14 protein-coding genes and 2 riboswitches are annotated in these 19,647 nt (G+C 49.1%); of the genes, 4 read left to right on the top strand and 10 right to left on the bottom strand.

Going from position 1 to position 19,647, the window contains the following annotated elements; all coding sequences use genetic code 11:
- The first annotated feature begins 109 nt into the window (after positions 1–109).
- Positions 110–946 carry a MerR family transcriptional regulator gene (locus ACZ481_RS08370; RefSeq protein ID WP_464769694.1) on the top strand — a complete coding sequence of 279 codons (837 nt, stop codon included), beginning with the start codon at positions 110–112 and terminating at the stop codon, positions 944–946.
- A gap of 100 nt (positions 947–1,046) precedes the next feature.
- Here the strand turns inward: ACZ481_RS08370 and ACZ481_RS08365 are convergent, their stop codons facing one another.
- The 7 genes from ACZ481_RS08365 to ACZ481_RS08335 form a co-directional block, all read right to left on the bottom strand.
- The gene (locus ACZ481_RS08365) at positions 1,047–2,075 is read right to left on the bottom strand and encodes a glycosyl hydrolase family 18 protein (RefSeq protein ID WP_464769693.1); all 1,029 of its coding nucleotides are present in this window, start codon (positions 2,073–2,075) and stop codon (positions 1,047–1,049) included.
- A 19-nt stretch (positions 2,076–2,094) separates the two neighbouring features.
- Complete coding sequence (locus ACZ481_RS08360) at positions 2,095–3,963, bottom strand: glycoside hydrolase (RefSeq protein WP_464769692.1); 1,869 nt, start codon at positions 3,961–3,963, stop codon at positions 2,095–2,097.
- Complete coding sequence (locus ACZ481_RS08355) at positions 3,960–5,828, bottom strand: glycosyltransferase family 2 protein (protein ID WP_464769691.1); 1,869 nt, start codon at positions 5,826–5,828, stop codon at positions 3,960–3,962. Before ACZ481_RS08355 ends, ACZ481_RS08360 begins: the two co-directional genes overlap by 4 nt.
- A 58-nt stretch (positions 5,829–5,886) precedes the next feature.
- The gene (locus ACZ481_RS08350; protein ID WP_464769690.1) at positions 5,887–8,532 is read right to left on the bottom strand and encodes a polysaccharide deacetylase family protein; all 2,646 of its coding nucleotides are present in this window, start codon (positions 8,530–8,532) and stop codon (positions 5,887–5,889) included.
- 21 nt (positions 8,533–8,553) lie between these two features.
- The gene (locus tag ACZ481_RS08345) at positions 8,554–9,876 is read right to left on the bottom strand and encodes a nucleotide sugar dehydrogenase (RefSeq protein WP_464769689.1); all 1,323 of its coding nucleotides are present in this window, start codon (positions 9,874–9,876) and stop codon (positions 8,554–8,556) included.
- A 24-nt stretch (positions 9,877–9,900) separates the two neighbouring features.
- Positions 9,901–10,956 (bottom strand): S-layer protein, encoded by a 1,056-nt coding sequence (locus ACZ481_RS08340; protein ID WP_464769688.1) that lies wholly within the window; start codon positions 10,954–10,956, stop codon positions 9,901–9,903.
- A gap of 169 nt (positions 10,957–11,125) precedes the next feature.
- Positions 11,126–11,209: riboswitch (cyclic di-GMP riboswitch) on the bottom strand.
- Positions 11,210–11,346: 137 nt separating this feature from the next.
- Positions 11,347–12,246: a sulfite exporter TauE/SafE family protein gene (locus ACZ481_RS08335; protein WP_464769687.1), complete on the bottom strand. Its 900-nt coding sequence runs from the start codon at positions 12,244–12,246 to the stop codon at positions 11,347–11,349.
- Positions 12,247–12,455: 209 nt separating this feature from the next.
- Here ACZ481_RS08335 and ACZ481_RS08330 point away from each other — a divergent pair, with 209 nt between their 5' ends.
- Entirely contained in the window at positions 12,456–12,905 is a 450-nt protein-coding gene (locus tag ACZ481_RS08330; protein ID WP_464769686.1) for a hypothetical protein, read from the top strand.
- Between the two features lie 93 nt (positions 12,906–12,998).
- On the opposite strand, the gene ACZ481_RS08325 is transcribed toward ACZ481_RS08330, so the two are convergent.
- Positions 12,999–13,634 (bottom strand): DUF47 domain-containing protein, encoded by a 636-nt coding sequence (locus ACZ481_RS08325; protein ID WP_464769685.1) that lies wholly within the window; start codon positions 13,632–13,634, stop codon positions 12,999–13,001.
- Positions 13,635–14,042: 408 nt separating this feature from the next.
- Positions 14,043–15,269, bottom strand: coding sequence for a DUF438 domain-containing protein (locus ACZ481_RS08320; protein ID WP_464769684.1), 1,227 nt, complete (start codon positions 15,267–15,269; stop codon positions 14,043–14,045).
- A gap of 149 nt (positions 15,270–15,418) precedes the next feature.
- Here ACZ481_RS08320 and ACZ481_RS08315 point away from each other — a divergent pair, with 149 nt between their 5' ends.
- A complete protein-coding gene (locus ACZ481_RS08315) occupies positions 15,419–15,631 on the top strand; it encodes a DUF1858 domain-containing protein (RefSeq protein ID WP_464769683.1) in 213 nt (70 codons plus the stop codon).
- A 456-nt stretch (positions 15,632–16,087) separates the two neighbouring features.
- Complete coding sequence (locus tag ACZ481_RS08310) at positions 16,088–16,750, top strand: outer membrane beta-barrel protein (RefSeq protein ID WP_464769682.1); 663 nt, start codon at positions 16,088–16,090, stop codon at positions 16,748–16,750.
- A gap of 210 nt (positions 16,751–16,960) precedes the next feature.
- Here ACZ481_RS08310 and ACZ481_RS08305 read toward each other — a convergent pair whose 3' ends face one another.
- Entirely contained in the window at positions 16,961–18,928 is a 1,968-nt protein-coding gene (locus ACZ481_RS08305; protein ID WP_464769681.1) for a TonB-dependent receptor plug domain-containing protein, read from the bottom strand.
- Positions 18,929–19,190: 262 nt separating this feature from the next.
- A riboswitch (cobalamin riboswitch) is annotated at positions 19,191–19,374 on the bottom strand.
- Positions 19,375–19,647: the final 273 nt, after the last annotated feature.

Raw genomic sequence — 19,647 nt, 5'->3', positions numbered from 1 at the left:
TGACAGGCCCTGATTTATCAATAATAATGATTACAATATTAATTGGCTGTACCGCTTTTGCCGCGCACTAAGTCAGGCGTTCCATTATTGAGATAGGAGAAAAGGGAATATGGCAAATGACAAAGAGAATTACATCACCGCCGGCGAGCTGGCTGCGCTCTACGGTATTCCCAAGCAAACATTATTGTATTATGACAAAAATGAATTACTGGCCCCGGCCTTTGTAAACCAGCACGGCTATCGCTATTATTCTGTTTCGCAATACCTCATACTGGAAATTATTCTCAATATGCGTAAGCTAAATATTCCTATCCAGGCTATCAAAAATTATCTCCAGCATCGCAGCCTGGAAAATTTCGAGCAGTTGCTGCTGGACAAAGAAAAAGAATGCGATAAGCTGATCGAAGAAACGGCCAAGATTAAAAGCAGTTTACAGTTGTCATTGAAAACAATAGCGAAAATCCGCAAAACCCTGTTTGATCAAATTCAACTGAACTATCAGCCGGAAAAAACCTTATTTGTCAGCGAATTGTTAACAGAAGGAATGGCTGTGCGGGAACGGATCAGAATTCTGTCAAGGCACAATCAAACCGCCGTCTCCAAAAAGCACTTCAAAGAATTTACCACCGGCTGGATTATTGCTAAAGATGAGTTTCTGGCCGGGAAATTTAATAAAACCATCCAGTATTTCACACCGGTTGCCCATAATGCCGCCAAAAAGCACTGCTTCGTCCGCCCGGCCGGCTTATATCTGACAATGCGCTTCCGGGGGACCTATTATCAAGAGGCGCCAACCGTATATAAAAAAATTATGGAATTCATTGCGCTTAACCGACTGACAATTATGAGCAATATCTATCTGCTCCCCCTGCAGAATCATTGGCTGACCCAGGATACAAACGCCTATATCAACCAAATCTCTTTTCAGGTTGCTTATCCGTCGTAAGCCAGCTGCCGGAATCCAACCGGCGGCTTTTTAGCCTGGTTACTGACCAAAAGGCCTGCCGGCCAAATCGCCGGCAGGCCTTTTGCGCCGCCGCAGGGTTTTATTTAAGTTTATTAACCGCCACATTCCCCCCCAAACGCCACAGGCTGATATTATTTATCCCCTGTTCCCGGGCAACGGCAAGCCAGTAATTTAATGTTTTCACATCAGCATACCATACCTGGTAGGCAATGCCGTTATCCTGATAAGAATACACCAGGCACTGGCTTTCGCCGTCCCTAACGGGCTCCGCCTCGTAAACCGCGGCCAGGGTTTTGGCCTCTGCTTCCGTCAGAAAGCGCTTTTCCCCGTTATCGCTCCACAGGCAGCCGCCGGTGGACAAGGCCAGCGATTTTTCCCCAGGTAAAGCCTGCATGCGGGCCGCTGTCTTTTGGATAAACGCCTTATCGGCCTTTGGCCCTGGTCCGCTGTGCACGCCATAAAGATTATAAGCCATAACCACATATTCGGGCCCCGGGGGAAAAGCGGCGGCGGCAAACGGTGTCCCCGGCTCCAGCACCAGCCTCAGCTTCAAGTCATTTTGCCGGGCTTTGGCATATAGTTTATCGGCAAAGGTTAAAAATAACCGGCCGACTTCTTCCTCTTTCCATATTCTTTCATAATCAATCTCAATGCCGTCAAAGCCGGCCTGCAAGGTCAGGGCGACAATCTCAGCAATATGTTTTTCCATCGCGGCCTCGTCGGCCAGCACCCGGCGGAGAACCTCCGTGTCTTTCATCACCATCGATCCATCGGCGTTTTGCTTGTCATTGACAAAAGTAAGATAGGTTTCATAGCCCGGTTGTTTCGCTGCCAGCTCATTTTTTTGGTCCCTCAGCGCCGGGGGCAGGAACAGCGTATCGTCTTCAGCAAAGTAGGCTCCAAAATAAGAGAGCTGGTCCAGCTTTTTGCCGATTCTCGCCAGGTCTTTTGCGCCTGCCGCCAAATCCCAGTAGGTTAGCCAGGCCGAGCGCCTGGCTGATTCTGTCAGGGTTTGGTTGCCGGCCGACTGGCCATTACAGCCAATCAGGGAAACAAAGACGGCTGCCAGTACCATGGCCTTGCCGATTGTCCAACCATTGCCGTTCATTTACACACTTCCCCTTTGCCTATAAGTTTACAATAAACCAGTTTATCAGGCCGGTCCACAGTTGTCTGACTGCCAGCTTAACCGCCGCCACTCCCTGCAGCCTGCTGTCAAACAAAATTTTTTCCCTGTCAGCCCCGGTATTCCCGGTAATTGTGAGCTGCTCAAAAACGCCGTCATACACATCATCGGCCAGATTTCTCTGACTCCAGCCATAACCGCCCCAGGCCGCCTCAAGATACACGGCGCCCGCCCCGGTTACGGCTACCGTCAGTGCCTGCACCGCGTCTTTATCATCAATCTGGATACTAAGCCTGTCACCCTTAAGTGACAGGGACAACAGCCGGTCGCCCCGGGCATGGACACTGAGGTCAGGCTTGTAGGCTGCCGCTCCCGCCGCCACGCCGGGGACCGCTTCCAGCTTTTTCGCCCGTAAGCGCTCTGTATACAGCTTTACCTCGGCCGCCGAACCGGCATATTTTAGCAACGTCTCCAGTTCCCGCAGCTCGGCCGCCTTCTTATCTTCCGGCATGGACAAGACCTCTTTGCCATCGTGTGTATCCAGGTCTAACCGGAATAATTCCTGTTCGGCCCCGTTATTTTTTTCCGTAACATAAAGAATATTGTTCAGCAGGTATACAGCTAAAAATCTGTTCAGGTTATCATCAGCCCGGAGATAGATCTTTTGCAGTCCCAGTTTATTGCCCCGGAGTTTTACGGAAAGCTTCAGATCTTTAAAATCATCGCTGTTCTGCAAACGCAGCAGCCCGTTAGCTTGCGGCAGGGATGTCAAAATGATTGCTTCCTCCTGAATCTCAAGCGCACCCTGCCGCGTTTCCCAGGCTTTATGCTTGGCGGCATCGCCGGTAACAAATGTCATTTCCTGATTCGTGTCATACTTAATACGCATCAGTAAATGATTGGTGTGCCAGTACGCCTGGGGCTGCATCCGCGTTAAGTCATAGATGCTGCTGTTTCTCTGGTTAAAGCTGAACCCTTCCCGGTTAAAGTTCATGGCAAACAGCGCTTTCATCCAGTACTCATTCACGGCGCTTACCTGGTCGTTATTGCCGAAACTGCCGGTATTGGAGTGCATTAATACATAGGTTCCCGGCACATAGCCAAGGGACTTGGTATAACTGTCGCGCAGGGCTTCATAATCGAACGCCAGCCGGGCTTTCATCCGGTTGTAGCTCTCCTGGGGAATCCCATATTCGTTCCGGATATAGTCCATTAAATAATGATTGTAGCTGCGCCCTAAATAGGGTGCCACCGCAGCGTGCTCCAGGGGGGAAAGTTCTCCCAGGTAGTTGTCATAACGGTCAAATACATTGATAAAGGCGAGCCGGTAGCCATTTGTGCCCATTTCCCAGAAGGTTGTTTTTTCCAGCTCGGCCAGGTCGGCCGGCAGCAGGAATTTTGTATCTTTCTTATTAAAATTCTCCGGATAAGTCAGCATGGTTGCTTTAAAATTCAGGTCTTCCAGGATCTTCTGGGCAAAAATAGCCGTATCCCGCCGCCCGTCTTCAAACAGTAGGAACAAGGCCTTTTCCGGCAGGTCCTGCCCTGACTGATAGTAGTTCACAATATCCTGCTGGGTAACTGTTACATACCCGCAAGCCTGCAGGGCCTGTAAATGCTCGCGCAAGCGCCCGGCGCCGATCAGGTTCTGGCTGCCTGTTCTTTCCACGCCAAAATAGGCCAGGGCAATAAAGCCTTTATCCCCGGCCGGAGTGATCCCTTGCTGCGAATAAGGCGTATATGTCTTAAAGGTATTTAAAGCAGCCAGACAACCGGCAACTACGGCCAGGATAATCAGCACCTGCAGTCCGGTCCGGAACATTTTTTTCCGGTCTTTACGGGTGGTGAATTGTTCATTTTCTCGGGTCATAGGCTTATTCCCTGCTGCTTGCGGCGGTTCTTTTTCGCCAGTTCGGCCAGATCGGCCGGTGTCATGCGTGTTCCCCAGGTAGTTTTCCAGAACGTAACCCAGGCAACCGGCATCTGCCACAAAAGCACAGCCTCATAATACAGGCAAAACCATAATCCGTAAACCCAGGTTGAACTTTTTCTCAGCAGCAGCTGGGCCATACTCATCATCAGGGCCATTAAACACAGGCCAAGCAAAAAGGTCAGCGGCAATACCCGGTGGGTTACAGGAATATACAGCAGGTTATAAATAACAATCAGCGGCGATAACAGCGGCACCAGCAGCCCCATATAAAAGGACAGGGCCATAAACGGTTCCTTTTTCCACATAAACGTGGCGGCAATCAGCGACTCCCGGAGCCAGGACCGTTTCCAGCGCATTTGTTGTCGCAAAAAAACACGGTAGGTGTTCGGCACAATCGTATTGCAGATGGCCGTATCCTGATAACCGGTACGGTTCTCTTTTAAGATAAAATTGGTCATACTGCGGTCATCGCCAAAGGTGGCTTTCTCACCGCAGAACTGTTGATTCAGCCAGGCATCCAGATATTTTACAACCAGTTCCTTGCGATAGCACGAGAGGGGTCCGGACAGACAGGTAACGGCATCAAAATAGCTTTCCGCCGCTTTCATGATCCGGAAGGCGATATAGTACCTGACAGCCTGCATCTTCGTGAGGGCATTGGTATAGGTGTTGGCAACATCGGTGCGGCCGGAAACACCACCCATTTTGGCATCTTTGAACGGCTGGACAATATTCCGGATGGCAAAGGGATCGAGAAAGCTGTCTGAATCCACAAACACAACCAGTTCATGGGCTGCCATCAGGGTCCCTTTGGCCAAAGCCTCCCGTTTGCCCAGGTTTTTTTCCTGCCGGATATAATGCAGTCTTGTGTCAACCGCATAGCGGTGTTCGGTGGCTTTCAGCTCTGCCACTATTTCTTCGATCCGGGCAAACGAGTCGTCGTTCGAGCAGTCATCGACAACAATAACCTCCAGTTTGTCGACCGGATAGTCCTGATTAACACAGCCCAAAATCGTTCTTTGTATCCATTGCTCTTCATTGAAGCAGGGGATTACAATCGTCACTCCCGGCGTATAGCTCTTATCAACGGGAACCGGACGGTAAAATGAGCCGAACAGGTATCTGGTAAGCAAAAAACCAGCGGCAATAATACTATACATATACACCAGCTTGTTAAATTTAAAATAAAGCACGCTTTCGGCCCGCAGCAGCAGGATACAGGCCGTAATCAAGAACAGCAGCAGCGAGGCGGCCGCAAGCATATACCAGTTTTTCTTCCGGTTAGCGTACTGGGCCAGTGATTCGATAAACTCCACACCACACAGGGCTGTTCCGTCTGCGGCCTGGCTGCGGCGGATATAGCGGGCGGCAATGTTGACTTTCATCTCATAACCTTCCGGCATCGACCCCGGGGTTATAACAAACTTCAGCCTGATTGCGGTTGACTGGCTTAAGGCCTGGGCCACATCGGCCGGCACTGCCAGCAGCATACCGCTTGTCGAGATATCGGCCCCTTTACCGGTACAGGTGAATTTTTTGCCGGCCACACTGTATTCGATGGCAACGGCATAATCAACCAGATACCGTTTGCCCTTGTTTTCATTGTCGATGCTGCGGGCCATATCAAGCTCAGCCTGCTCCTGCTTGCCCTGTACCCGGCGCCTGTCAATATGGCTGCGCCGGCCCGCCTTGTCAGGCACCTTGGCCAGCCGCCTGCGGTCCGGTTTAGCAACAAGTAAAATATCCTGTTCGGCTTTGCTTGCTTGCTGATCTAACGTAATCACATTCAACTTCACCGCCATTTCTATGCTGCCGCCCTGAGCAGCACCTGATCATCCCCTGCTGTCCGGTGGCCATGGATTAAAAATTCCGCCTGGCCTGAGCTGTTACATTCAGCGTCTGCCTGCGGTCTGTCTGTGAATAACCCGCAGTTAGATAATCGGCCAGCCGGCCGACCTTAAACTTGGAAGGATCAGAATCCGCTTTGGCTGCATTGGCAGTCAGCAGTATATCCAGCGCCATTGCCGTATAGGCGGCACTGTCGGTCATATGCATGATCACAACCGAGCCTTTTTTCACTTCACCGCTGTTGGTATAAATTCCGTCCTTAATGACATTTACCAGCTGAGGCACACTTTCCGCCCGATAGTCATTGGTACTGCACGAACCGGAAACAATGTAGTCCGAGCCGGCTCCGAGCACGGCCTCAACCCCCGCCTTGCTGATCGCCAGGGTTGGCGGCCGGAAAAACCGGGTCAGCAGCGGCTGGCCATTGAGGGTCATATCGCCGGTGACATCATGCAGTTTTTTATAGGCTAAAGCCAGTTCCCGGCCATATTCCTGCTGATCCTCCACGATCACCTGGCCGGCCGCTTTCGGGTCCCGGACAGCCATCGGCTTATGCTGGTCAGAGTGATTGCCGATATTATGGCCTTCCGCGGCAATCGCCCGCAATAGATTGGGGTTATGCAGCACATTGTTGGTCAGAATAAAAAACGTCGCTGTGGCGTTATGCTTGCGCAGGACATAGAGTATTTTATTAATGGCGGCATCAGTTCCCCAGTCGTCGAAGGTCAGGAAAATAACATTATCCTCGGTGTGGACTAAGCCACTGTTGTCCAGGCGCCGGGCTTCCATTTTCGAAAAACCGCGCGTGCTTTTGCCATAAACGATGTCTTTGTTGCCAATATAGCGCTTGGCAATCTCCGGCAGCATCGTATCCTGCCCCACCTGCAGCCCCGGCCTGTCGGCTCTTACCTGGACAGGGACGGCGGCCGGGTCCACCGGATACTGGTACAGCAGCCGGGTATGGCTAAGCATCTCACCTACAGGCTTGATCCTGTACTGTGAGTCATTGGCAGGATTAATGGCCGGGTTATCGTAGGAGGTGGCATAGGCAATGTTGTCAATTTTCCGTTGCTTGATCAGTACCGCCAAGTCGCCAATCAGCCTGTCATTTGTATAATAATCCATCCTAAAGTGTACAATCTGGCCGCGGGCCAGAGAAAATACCGCTTTGCCGAAAATCTCGGCCATTACCTGCTCGGCCGAGCTATAATCCTGATGCTTGCTTTGCACAACGTTGACCGCCTGGCCGATCAGTCTGCAGTCCAGGCTGGCGACGGCCTCGCGGGTGGCATCGGTTATGGCCCCCCAGGGCTGTTTAATCAGGTTGGTTTCCACTCCAAACTGCTCTTGCAGGATTTTGCGGTTTTCAATAATCACGCTGCGGGTTTCCGCTGCCGTTTCCCCCTCTTTGGGCCTGATCGCCAGCCCGATTTCGTGACCGCCGTCAATAATCTGCCGCAGCACGGCAGGGTATTTTTTTATTTCCGGTTCGGCTACAAAAAAAGTCGCTGTAATGCCAAGCTCCCTTAGTCTCCCCAGTACATCGGCCACAGCGGTTTCATTGGCCAGGCCGCCGAAGGTATACGCGACCGCCGGCTCAGTGGTGAATATTGTCTTAATTTCCTGGGCCCGGTTATCCTCGGCCGCGGCGGCCGCATAAGCGGTCCGGACGCCGAACAGACTTGCGGCCTGGCCCCGCACGAAAGCAGCTATTTTGGCCGGGACGGAAACCGCTGACGCTATATTGGCCGAGCCGGCACCCTGCTGCTGATAAAAGTCTTCCACATATACGGGAGTGTAATCTGCCGTATGCAGGGCCAGGAGCAGCCTCGCCACGGCATCGACAAGCCCTGTTTCCTGTTGGTCTGCTAATGCCGGCAGTGCTTTCAGGCCCGGTTGTTTGTCTATGGCCGGGGTTCCGGTCGTCCGCCCCTGTTCCTTGCTAACCGGCTCCACATTACGCTGCAGCTTAACGGCAATGATACTCCCCGGCCGCAGCTGGCCGACAAACTCCTCGGCGGCTGCCACCGAGGGTATATGGCCGGCGTTAAACAAAACGTCACTGCTGACTACGCCTTTAAACCCGGCGGCTCTGGCTGCCTGCAGCACCTGGTCGGTATATTTTGTATCATTGCATTTTAAAAGATTCGGCCCCTGGCCGGTCACAACGCTGAGAATTTTCCCGGCCTGGCTAAAATCTTTAATCAGCCGCTCCTCCGGCAGCGTTTCCATGTTTGCCATACCGTACAGGCTATAATTTTCCACTCTGTGGCCGGCAGTTTTCATATTGACAACCATTTGCGGATCTTCGGCCGCCTGCAGCCCCCCCACAAAAAAGGTGGCCTTAACCTGATATTGCTGCAGTAAGTCTAATATCCGCTGCATAGTAATCGGGTCCGCCAGTCCGTCGAAGGTAAGGGCCAGCTGCCGCTGCTTACTGCTGCCCCGGCTGATAACGGTCGCTTTCTCCCGGCTCTGCTGCAGTTGTTCCCACGCCCGGGCAATCTCAGCCTCCGCCTGGTAGGCACTTGCCAGCCCGGTACTATTCCGGTATTGGCCGCCAGTCGGCGCCGTAAACAAGCCCTTGAGGAAAATCCCCCCCGCCAGCAGGCAAAAACCAAGCATCACCAGTAATAGGGCTATCTTTTTATTCCTCACGTCGAGTGCACCCCCTTATGCTTACAGGCTCCAGTAGCAATAGCCGTTTTTTTCCATAGTTTGCTGATTAAATATACTTTTCACATCAATAAGGACATGCCGGCTCTGCTGTTCCGGCTGTTTATACATGCCGGCCAGGTCTGCCGGCTGCAGTTCCCGGAAGGGCTGATGGGCCACTAAGAACACCAGGCAATCGGCATCCCGGACCTCGTTTAGCGCTACCGGGTCCAGCTCAAGCTCCTGCTTGCATTCTGTTTGATCGACAAACGGATCAACAACCTTGGCCTTAATCCCATAGGCCGCCAGCTGCTTGCAGACATCGACAGCCTTCGAATTGCGCATGTCCGGACAATTCTCTTTAAAGGTTAGGCCCATAAGATAGATGTTGGCTTTTTTGACATCCTTATCAGCCTGGATCATTTTTTTAATGATATTTTCCGTAACAAAATTGGCCATATTGTCATTAATCCTTCTGCCGGCGGCAATAATCTGCGAGTGATAGCCCAGCATTTCGGCCTGATAAATAAAGTAATACGGATCGACGCCGATACAGTGTCCGCCAACCAGGCCAGGATAAAACCCTAACGCATTCCATTTGGTGTTCATCGCCGCAATTACGTCGGTTGTGTTGATTTCCATGCGGTCAAAGGCCATTGCCAGTTCATTCATAAAAGCAATATTAATATCCCGCTGGGCGTTTTCAGCCAGTTTGGCCGCTTCAGCCACTTTAATACTCGGGGCTTTATAGACCCCGGCCTGAATAATCAGCTCATAGACAGCCGCAATGGCCTCGACGGTCTCGGCATCGATACCGGCCACAATTTTGCAAATGCTTGCCAGCTTGTGCACCCGGTCGCCCGGATTGATCCGTTCCGGTGAATAACCCACCTTAAAATCCCGGCCGCATGCCAGGCCGGACTCTCTTTCCAGCACCGGCACGCAAATATCCTCGGTAACCCCCGGGTATACAGTGGACTCAAAAATAACAATACTGCCTGGCGATAAATTTTGGCCAACTACTTTGCTGGCATTGATGACAGGCGCCAGATTGGGGGTCTTATCGCCATTTACCGGGGTCGGCACAGCCACAATAATCACCCGGGCCGCTTTCAGCCTGGCCGGGTCTGTGGTAAATTCCAGGGCCGTGCTGCTGATTTTTTCATCACCAATCTCCCGGGTAGGATCGATCCCCTGTTGATAAACCTTAATTTTTTCCTGATTATTGTCAAAGCCCAGCGTTTTGACCTTGTCGGCAAAAGCAACCGCCAGCGGCAGGCCAACATAGCCAAGGCCGACAACAGCCAGATAGTCTTTGCGGGCAAGAATGCCCTCTATGCTTCTCATTGCCGCGATTCACCTGCTTACTAGTTAAAAATAATGTGTGATGTGGCTCCACCAGGTTTTGCCCTTTTCCCCGCTTATTTTGTCAGCCAGATCGTAATATTCAATACCACCGACAAAATTTTCGGCCAGGGTATAATTAAGGCCTGCGCCATAGCCCTTAAAGCCCTGCATGGCACTGCCCCTGCCGTTCATTCCATGGGCAATATAAGTGCCCTGGGGCTGGTTATAATATCTGGCAAATATTCCGTAAGTTCCCGGCCGCCAGGTTTTCAACTCACCATAATCAAAGCTGAGTACATAGCCGGTACTCTCCCCCCGGTTATCTTTCACATTGGAAGCCAGCACCATCGCCCCCAGGCCAAAATTACTGAACTGATAGTTTCCGCTCAGTGTGCGGATCGTTGTTGGCCTGTGCAAATTGTCACCGGTCTCATAGTGGTACAGGCCGGCTTCCAGATTATAATCAAAATCAGAATACCGCGCAGTTGCCACAGAGGTTTTGCTTGTATCGTTAGTCTCCCCATAACTCAGCGTATATTCCACAGGCCCGCCAAAGTCAAGGCGGATACCGTTAAAGCGGCTGTCATACACATTGCCTTCGGCCATCAGATAGCCGAAGGAACCCGCTCTCAGGGCGGTTGCGCCGATAGTTCCCGTAACATACAGGCGGGAAAGGCGCAAGCTGTTATTATAATTGTGCAAGCTCTTTTGCCCGTCCAGCATGCCATAGGCCTGCCAGTCCCGGTATATATCGGCATGAAAGCCCAGGCGGGTGCGTATTCCGGCTGCATCCCGCTCCCAGCGCCCGGGGCCGCTGTTTTGCGCATAATGCAAGCGGATTTCACCGTTAAATTTCACCTTGCTGTCAGGATGGTTGCGCCGCTGGCCCACCTGCATGAGTTCATCAAGCAGGCCGGCATAAATTTCCGGCGCAATATAGCCGGCTGCGGGAAACTGCTGTTGGTCAGTACCGGCACTGGCGGCATAAACCCGTCCTGCCGGGGTACTACCGAACGGGTTTTCTGTAAAAATACCGGTTAACGCTGTTATTGCCACCAGGAGGCCTATTAATTTTTTCACAGGTTATTCACCGCCCTGATCCATGATTTTGCCAATCTGCCTTACCTCATTTCCTCGCCGCCGCACGCAGAGATTATGGTGTTGCGCTTCAAGATACCAACCTTTAATAAAATAATAATATTAAATAATATTACTTATCCAAAAAGCAAATAAAAGGACTGCCAGGTTGCAATGCAACCTGGCAGTCATATACAAAGTACGTAGACCCATAGCTTTGCGTCCTTATCTTTCAATAAGTTTGCATAAGAATATATTAAATTACAGCGAATTATCCTCAACCCTATTGTAGTAGTATTTTATCATCATTACCCGCTAGTTTTCAAGTTTTATTACATGAAAAAACCTATCATCAAACTTGTAATTTTTACTAATATTTTTTATTCAAACCCATTATAGGGCAAATTGTTTAAGCAGATCATACACAATCAACAAAACAGCCACTACCAATAGCCCGGAAAAATAGCTACGGGTATCACAGGCGTTGATGCGCCGGGACAGCCTTATGCCGGTACGGGCTCCCAGCATTGAACCAAGCAGCATAAACATAACCAGCAGGAAATCGACATTGCCTGCCTGTATATAACGCACAGCACCGTAGCCGCTTGCTGCCAGGACCTGGAGAGTACTTGTGCCGACGGCAGTTTTGGTCGGCATTCCCAGACAATAGACTAATAAGGGGAAACTGACAAACCCGCCGCCAATACCAAGCAGGCCCGTAAACAGCCCTACCAGCAGGCTGAGCAGCACCGGCATCCAAATACTTAAACGCAGTATCTGGGACTGCTCAAATGCCACTACCGGCGGCCATTGGCAGCTCGCAATCCGGTTCCCCAGCCTGGTCTCCGGTTCATCAGTGCCCCGCTGCCGGCTGGCGCAGGCCTCCCGGTACATAAATACAGCGGTGGGAAGCAACAGCGTAAGAAACCCCAGACTGACTATTACATCTGTCAGGGGAACAGGACGTCCGCCAAGCTCAACCATTTGCTGGGCAGAAAAAAACTGCAGCAGCCGGACACCGCCTTCAGCTCCGACCAGACTGGCTGCCGCCGTGATGGCTCCCATTTTGGTATCCAGCATCTTATGCTGCCAGTGTTGGTAGGCAGAAAACAGCGCTGTGCAAAAAATCTGCAGCAAGCTGCTGCCAATAGCCACAGGATAGGACACATGAAATATTACTTTCAAAGACGGGGTTAATAAAAAGCCGCCGCCAATGCCAAACAAGCCTGTGATGACGCCGATAAGATAGCCAAGCAAAATCAGGCCCGGCCAGCCTGTATGCATATGCTCCATCAGAAAAGGGATACGGGACACCCCCTTACGGTTCTGAGACAGCGGCAATCGACTAGTGCCGCTACCGGTCCCTGCCCAAAGTAGAACCGGCGAAAAATACGGAAGGTTCCTGACCCGAGTTTCATCACCAGTCAACTTTGATTTTTATCGCAAGTATTTCTGGCTTCGCTTCTGCGAACAATAACACAAAGGTAAAAGGAGGAAGTATTTTGAATAATGATAAACCACTGCTCGCCGCCATAATCGGCGCATTGTCAACTTTGCTCGCTGAAATCGTTTCCCGCATCATGCTGTATTGGGGTGTTGGCCGGTATAGCATTTATCAGCTTGATAGCATGATATTAACTATGAACAGGCCAAATTTCCTGCTGGGCCTCTATGTAAATTTCGTAATCGGCGGACTGATCGGGATTCTGTTTTATTATACAATTAAGGCCATAGGACAAACAAATTTAATTGTAAAAGGAATTTTTTTGGGGCTGCTGGCCTCAGCGCTGGCCGAAATGCTGTTTTCGGCAGTAATTGAAGGTAAATTTATCGAACTAAGACCACTCGGCGACTACTACCTCCATGTGGCCGGCTCAGCATTTTTTGGGCTGGGTCTGGGATTTTTCTTTCAGCGGTATTTGTTTAACAGCTCTACAGCTGCCAATAGCTAGCCGCGGCCTGCGCGCCTATCCCCGGCAGTTATATCTCCCCCCGTCTACTGTCAACAAAACAGAAGGAAATAACCGGGATTGCCAGTTGCCGGCTCAGGCATATTTCAGGACGATACCTTGAATCAGCTTGCTTGCTGTCTCGCAGAGATCAAGGGTATCTTCCAGATGTAATAAAATTTCTTTCCACTTTATCAGTTCAATCGGATCTTGGACCTGACCAAACAGTCTCACCATTTCCTGCCGGTAGATTTTGTCGCCCTGCTCTTCCATGCCGGCAATCCGCCTGCATCTTGCTTCAATTTTGTCGCGCTGCTGCTTCAGTTTGGGCAGTTGCCCCATCACCTTATCCAGCTGCCGGCCGGCCTTGGCAATTAAAACCGCCAGTTCCATGGCACCGGCCGGCGCCGGGCCGACGTTGTACAAGGCCAGACATTCCACCGTTTCCTTGATCTGGTCAACGATGTCATCCAGCTTTTGCGCCAGGGTGTAAATGTCCTCGCGATCAAAGGGAGTGATAAATGCTTTTTCCAGTAATGCCACAATACGGCCGGTCACTTTATCGGCCTGCTCTTCCACTGCATCCATGCGGCTCATCATGTCCGCAACAGCCAGCGGGTTATCCAGGGCCTCATACAGGATAGCTGTGGCATTTTTTATTTCCTTTGTATTTTCCCGCAGGTGCCGGCAATACTTTTCTTCTTTGGACTTGAGCTTAAAAGGTAGTCCCATTTACACTTTCCCCCTTATCGTCTAGACAGGCCGGCATCTCAGTTGCGAACCGGCTGATTGCAAGATGGTTCCGCTGTTTGTGCTGTTCGCTTTGTAAATGTCGATATCCTGCAGGCTGACGCAACATTCGGCGCCAAAGGGCGCATTCCATCGTTTTCAGCAAATAATGGAATGCGCCCTTGCTCTGATAACAGCCAATCACACGCACAAACTATTTATCCTTTAGTAAAATGTAGTCAGACCATTAGTGTCTTGGCCATGTTATATTTTAGTTTTAGGGCGAGACAAAATGGCCAAGAGCAAGGAAGCGCCGACGACTCATACTGGAAGGGGTCTGCTAGGAGGGGCTGACGCCGCCATTGGCCATTTTGGCCGTCATCAAACTAAAAAGATAATGTGGTCAAGACACTAGTCCATAATCCGCTTCTCGCCCGTAAGCTGCCGGAGCGGCTGGATATCCTGCGTGGCCTCAAGGACGCCCAGAAATTCGCCCTCGCCATCCCGGACGGCAAAATATTGAATATAGACAAATTTTTCTCCCATTTTTATCCAAAAGGCTTCCTGGTCCTTCTTACCGCTTTTTAAATCGGCGGCAATTTGCTCAACAATGTGGACGCTGGCTGGTGGATGGCAGTTCTCCACCTTGCGGCCGATAATGGTTTTTGTCCGGTGAAAGATTCTTTCTTTAGAAGCGGAAAAAAACTTCACTATTCCGTCCTTGTCCACAAAAGTAACATCAACAGGCAGATGGCTGAAGATATGCTCGATTTCCTTGGGGGTCAGCACGCCGGTGGCGAACTTTATGTATTTGCCGGCATTGCGGGAAGTCAGGGCGGCCGGAACCTCCGCCTGGCTTTGCCCAGCCGGCTGCCAGCTGATCTGCGGTTCAATCAGACAATAGCCAATTTGATCGCTGTCTTCCTGAATCGCCAGCCAGTCATTATCGCTCAGTGTTTCCAGCAGCATCGGGAATAAAATTTTATTTTCCTTAAAAATCATTTCCTGCACTTGCTCGATCGCGTTTTCGATTTTGGCACTCAGCTGTGCCTGATCTGCAGGCCGGTAGTGCAAGGCGAGGCGTTTGGCTTCTTTTAGCTGGGCCCTGATTTCATCGTCTACCCCCCACATAACTTTCGGGGGAGCGGTTATGCCGTAGTTTTCCAGGAAAGGAAAAATCAAGTTCTCCTTGCGGCTGTAATGCTTGTCCACATCCCACAGCAGGTTCAGTTTTTCCGCCAGACGGGAAACCTGGGCGGCAGAGTCCCCGGGAGGGGCGGCCTTGAATTCTTCCAGCAGGGGACGGATCTCTTCTTCAATCAACTTCTCCAGCGCCTGATTCTCATCCCGGTAAATATCCAGCGGGTGGCCCGGGGGAACTGCCTCATCCGGCTTGCCGCTGAGGGCTTCTTTGAATACTGCGGCGTGCACATCGCACAGGTTTTGAATTTCGCTAACTTCAATACCTTCATCAATCAGGCTTTGCTCAATCAGCGAAAGTTCCGCCGGCACCATATCCGCAGCTATGGCATCGAAACGGGGCTTAACTTCTGCCACCGATTTTCCCCGGTGTAAATCCAGCAGAATTTCCTTAATGACCTGCTTACGATATTCACGGTTGTTGATTAACTCACTCATCGAATACCTCCCCCGCTATGTTTATTTTGATGTCTGGCTGGAAAAAATATTCATTATCAATTACAATAGAAACAGCTAGGCTCGGACTGGCAGCGTTCCCTCCCCAGACCGGTTAGGCCTATATAAAATGAAAAGGACGTGACCCGGCGATGATTACCGCAGAGGATAAAATTGCCGACGTGCTGAAGCAATATCCGGGTCTGAAAGAGCAGTTGCTTAAGCGTTCGCCCAAATTTTCCAATTTGAATAATCCGCTAGTGTTCCGCACTGTGGCCCAATTTGCCAGAATTAAGGATGTGGCGAAAAATACAGGCGAGGACCTGACGGAATTTCTGGAGTTTTTAAATAAGCATAAGGATTAAATCAACCTGTGCGGGCTTTTTAAAGGCTCGTTCTTTTTGTATGCTACAGCAAACTTGTCGCAGTTATATTATATTTTATAATTCTGCTCTGGCCGTTTTTTTCCTTTTCGCCGCGATATGGTATGGAAAATTCAGTTAAGTTCACACCGCTCGCAATTAATGTTTGTTTTATAGAATACAAGGGCCGCCTCAAGGCAAAAAAATAACCGGCACAATAGCCGGGGGTATTAGACTTTCTTTAAGCGGCGTATATCGGTGTCAGGTCCCGCAGCTTTCTGAGAAAAATTGCCCTTAGCCGGGGAATAATACTTTTTATCAGGCGGCAAACGCCTTCCTTATTTACTTATCTTTGCTCAGAATAGTTTGAATTTTATTTATCTATTCCTTGTTCACGCCCCCCCGTACGTATATAATTAGAATATCAACTGGCTAAAACTTACAAAGGAGCTGTTTACCGTGAAAAAAATATTATTAGTCATCGCGATGTCAATGCTACTGTCATGTGCTGTCGCGTCCGCATCCCCTTATACCGATTTTGAAAGAGGCACCTCGTCCGCCGAAATCGGCATAATTCGCTCTGAGCTAAAAACATCCGATGGCGGTGGTTCAATTGACTGGGACAAAAAGACCAACTTGGATTTTGGCGTCACAACAGGTCTCAGTGACAAATTTGCCCTGCAGTATAAATACCAAAACTTAGATTCCAGTAGCACCTATTTGTACGGTTATACCGGCAAAGTGGACGGCAAAGTGCATGAACTCAATCTGCTATATAAATTAGATCCCCATGCTTACGCCTTTCTAGGCATACAACGGTTAAGCGGCGATTTAACTATATCGGGATCAGGGTCTGCCGACATTGATTCTACGACGGTTGCGCAAATTGGCGTTACGGGAGTTACCAAACTGTCGGACAAGCTTAACGGCTGGGGGACCATTGCGTTAGGCGATGACAATTATTCTTACGAGTTAGGTCTTGGGTATGGTCTCGCGGCAAACACAGACCTGAATTTGTTCTATCGTTATAAAAAATTCGACAACCTTGAGTTTAAAAACTCCGGTTATGAATTCGATGCCAAAAGCAAAGGCTTGGGCGTTAGCGTTACCTATAAATTCTGAGTTTAATATGCCAGTTGATAAAAGGAGGGGGAACCCCTCCTTTTTTCTACGCAGACAATGGGGGACGTCCAGACTGGCGAAAATAGCCTGACGTCCCCCATTGTCATACTGTTCATCACAAAGCCTTCCCGCCAAATTGCCGGAAGCTTGAATTTCTTATGGTGCACCCGACCGGAAGCGAACGTGTGCGGTCTTTTTTATTGCTTTAAATTAATACCTATGTTTATAACTTAATAAGTAGTTACAGGGGGTTGCATAATAATTAGTGCCTGTATGGCTTACAATATCATTTCTATCCAACAGATTATCTATAGCTAGGGAAACTTCGTTATCTTTGTCCATGCTGTAGGTGGAGCTTAGGCTGGTCAGAAAATATGGCTTTATTTTCATAGAAGGCGCAGCCGAGGGCGTGCCGACACGTTCTGTTAAATAGGTCCCGTTTAAGCTTGTACTCCATTTATCTTTTTGATAACTTACTCCGCCAGTCAACTGCCAGCGTCCATATTTTCTGTCCCAATACTCTTTGGCAGCAAGGTTATGACCTTCGGCTTTTACTTTAGGATTTCCATAATTAATTCCCCAGCTATACGACCACCCGTTTTCCCCGCTTATATCACAGGTTAACTCAACACCGGTGTTTTTAAAAGTTTCATTCTTATATTTTGATATACCAGTTGACGGCTCCCATGTTGCACTAATATTATCTTTAATATCAATATGATATACCGCAGCCTTCCAGCGATGACTGTCATCAGCTTTTTTCCAGCCAACTTCATAATTGGTGCCGGTTTGGGGCTTTAATTCCGGCGCCGGCAAAAGATTATAGGTGCTGCCGTACATTTGGTTAAAGGTAGGTAAAATGAACGACTGGCCAATACTGGCATATACCCTGTCCTTTTCACCTAATTTATGAATAAATTGTCCAGATGCGCTAAAATTACTATAATCTGCATCCTTGTCAGCACCGGCAGTCCAGGTTTCACGGGCACTTAAAATAAACGAATTTACAGCATTCAGCTTTTGTTCCCATTGTCCATACACACCAAAAACTTTTCTTTCCTGTTGCATATAGGTAGTCGCATTAGCTTGCTTAAAATATTCATTTTTATAATTAAAGCCAAAAACAGTATTGGTCCTATCATTTATCTGCCAATGCTTCTGGGCATCAAGCCCGTAAGTCCTGTCCTTTTGATCAGTCGCATCAAGCGATGGGCTCAGGACTCCTTTACTGGAATAATTGGTAAACCCTCTTGTAATAGGCTCGTTTTGATTATAATACAAACTGGCCTGCCAATTTTCCTCACTATATTTAAGCTGCGCTATATGGTACTTGTTGGTATAGGTTTTATCATTTTGCAAATCGCCGGCCTGAGCAGCATTGCTGTTTTTCCAATTGTCGCCAAACCATGTTTGATAGCCGTTTTCATTATCCATGTAATTATATAAAAACGCGAAATTATCAGCGAAATTATATTCTAAAAACACACTGTTTTTATCAGAACCCTTAAAGGTGCTGTCCCTATCCCCGGCAGCATCTTTATTGGTTTGAATCTTATCCAGTTTGCCCCATTTGTCTTTACTATAGCCAACATTTAATTTACCTAAATTAAATGTTGCATTATAATTGCGCTGTCCGAAATTACCAATACCTGCCGACACGGTATTTTCAAATTGCTTTTTCATAATAATATTTACAACGCCGCCCATGGCTTCGCTGCCATATAAAACAGCGCCGCCACCTTTTACTATTTCCACCCGTTCCACATTCTCGACCGGAATAGAATCCAAATAATATTTACCAGACATATTAATCGGGATTCCATTTATTAATACCAAGGTGCCATTGCTTACTCCGCGGATAGTAATTGAATTTGACATAGTGGAATAGGGATTCCCGTTAGGGCCATATGTAGTATAAGCAAGGCCGGCGACTTTTTGCAAAGCCATGTGTATATTCTCAGCACCAGTATTTTTTAAATCTTGATTCGTCAAAATGGTAGTGGATGCAGGAACATCAACATCTGCTTTCTCATAACGGGTAGCCGTTACTACTATCGAATCAAGTGTAAAATCCTCTACTGTTTCAGCAGCAAAAACGGCTGTGCCGCCCCCACAACATAAACCGGCAACAATGGCCGTCAGCAGCATACGGCTTTTCAGAACTGTTTTCTTTTTCATCAGCATTCTTCCTTTCAAGATAAAAAAATATCTAGTGACTATAACCGAATAAATTAAGGCCATTTGATGCCAGAAGAAAGGAGAAGTAAAAATGGGAAACTCCCGGTTATGGCAGCCGGGGGAGGGATTCTACAGCATTGATCCAAATAAAAACTCCTGGTCTAGGACCAGGAGTAAATGGACAAGCTGCGCAGACTCACGTAGGAACATTCCCAAGCAAGCAAACGCCAAATGCAATCTCCACCCATCACTCGTAGGTAAAACGGCGATCATCAGACAGGCAGTGCTCCTGGCTCTGGCTCATAGCTCTCCCGCACCTTCCCAAGACTCTTGTCCCAGTGGCATATCTTCGGGTTTGCTCCCCATTACAGTGGCGGGACCGCGTCGGTATTGCACCGGACTTCCCTATTAAGCCCTAAACGGGCACCTGACTTAGCGATATGTAATTCATATTAAGGTAAACCACTTAACTCATTATCCACCTCATCCTATTATTTGGGGCAAAATATGACAAGTATAGTTGCCTTTTGGAATCTATCTGTCAACATGCACCACTTACTCTGGTTTATAAGCGTAAACTATATACCGGTCATACAGTCAAGTCTTTTTTTCCAAGGCCAGAATCCGGTTGCTTGGTACGGATATCTATTGGCATACTACTAATAGCCTTTAATACACGCATATTCTCATTGACGTTCAGCATGACGCTAGTTCCTCTG

The organism is Sporomusa intestinalis, assembly GCF_055383785.1.
The sequence above is the reverse complement of the archived record's forward strand: the minus strand, read 5'-3'. Positions and strand labels throughout refer to the sequence as shown.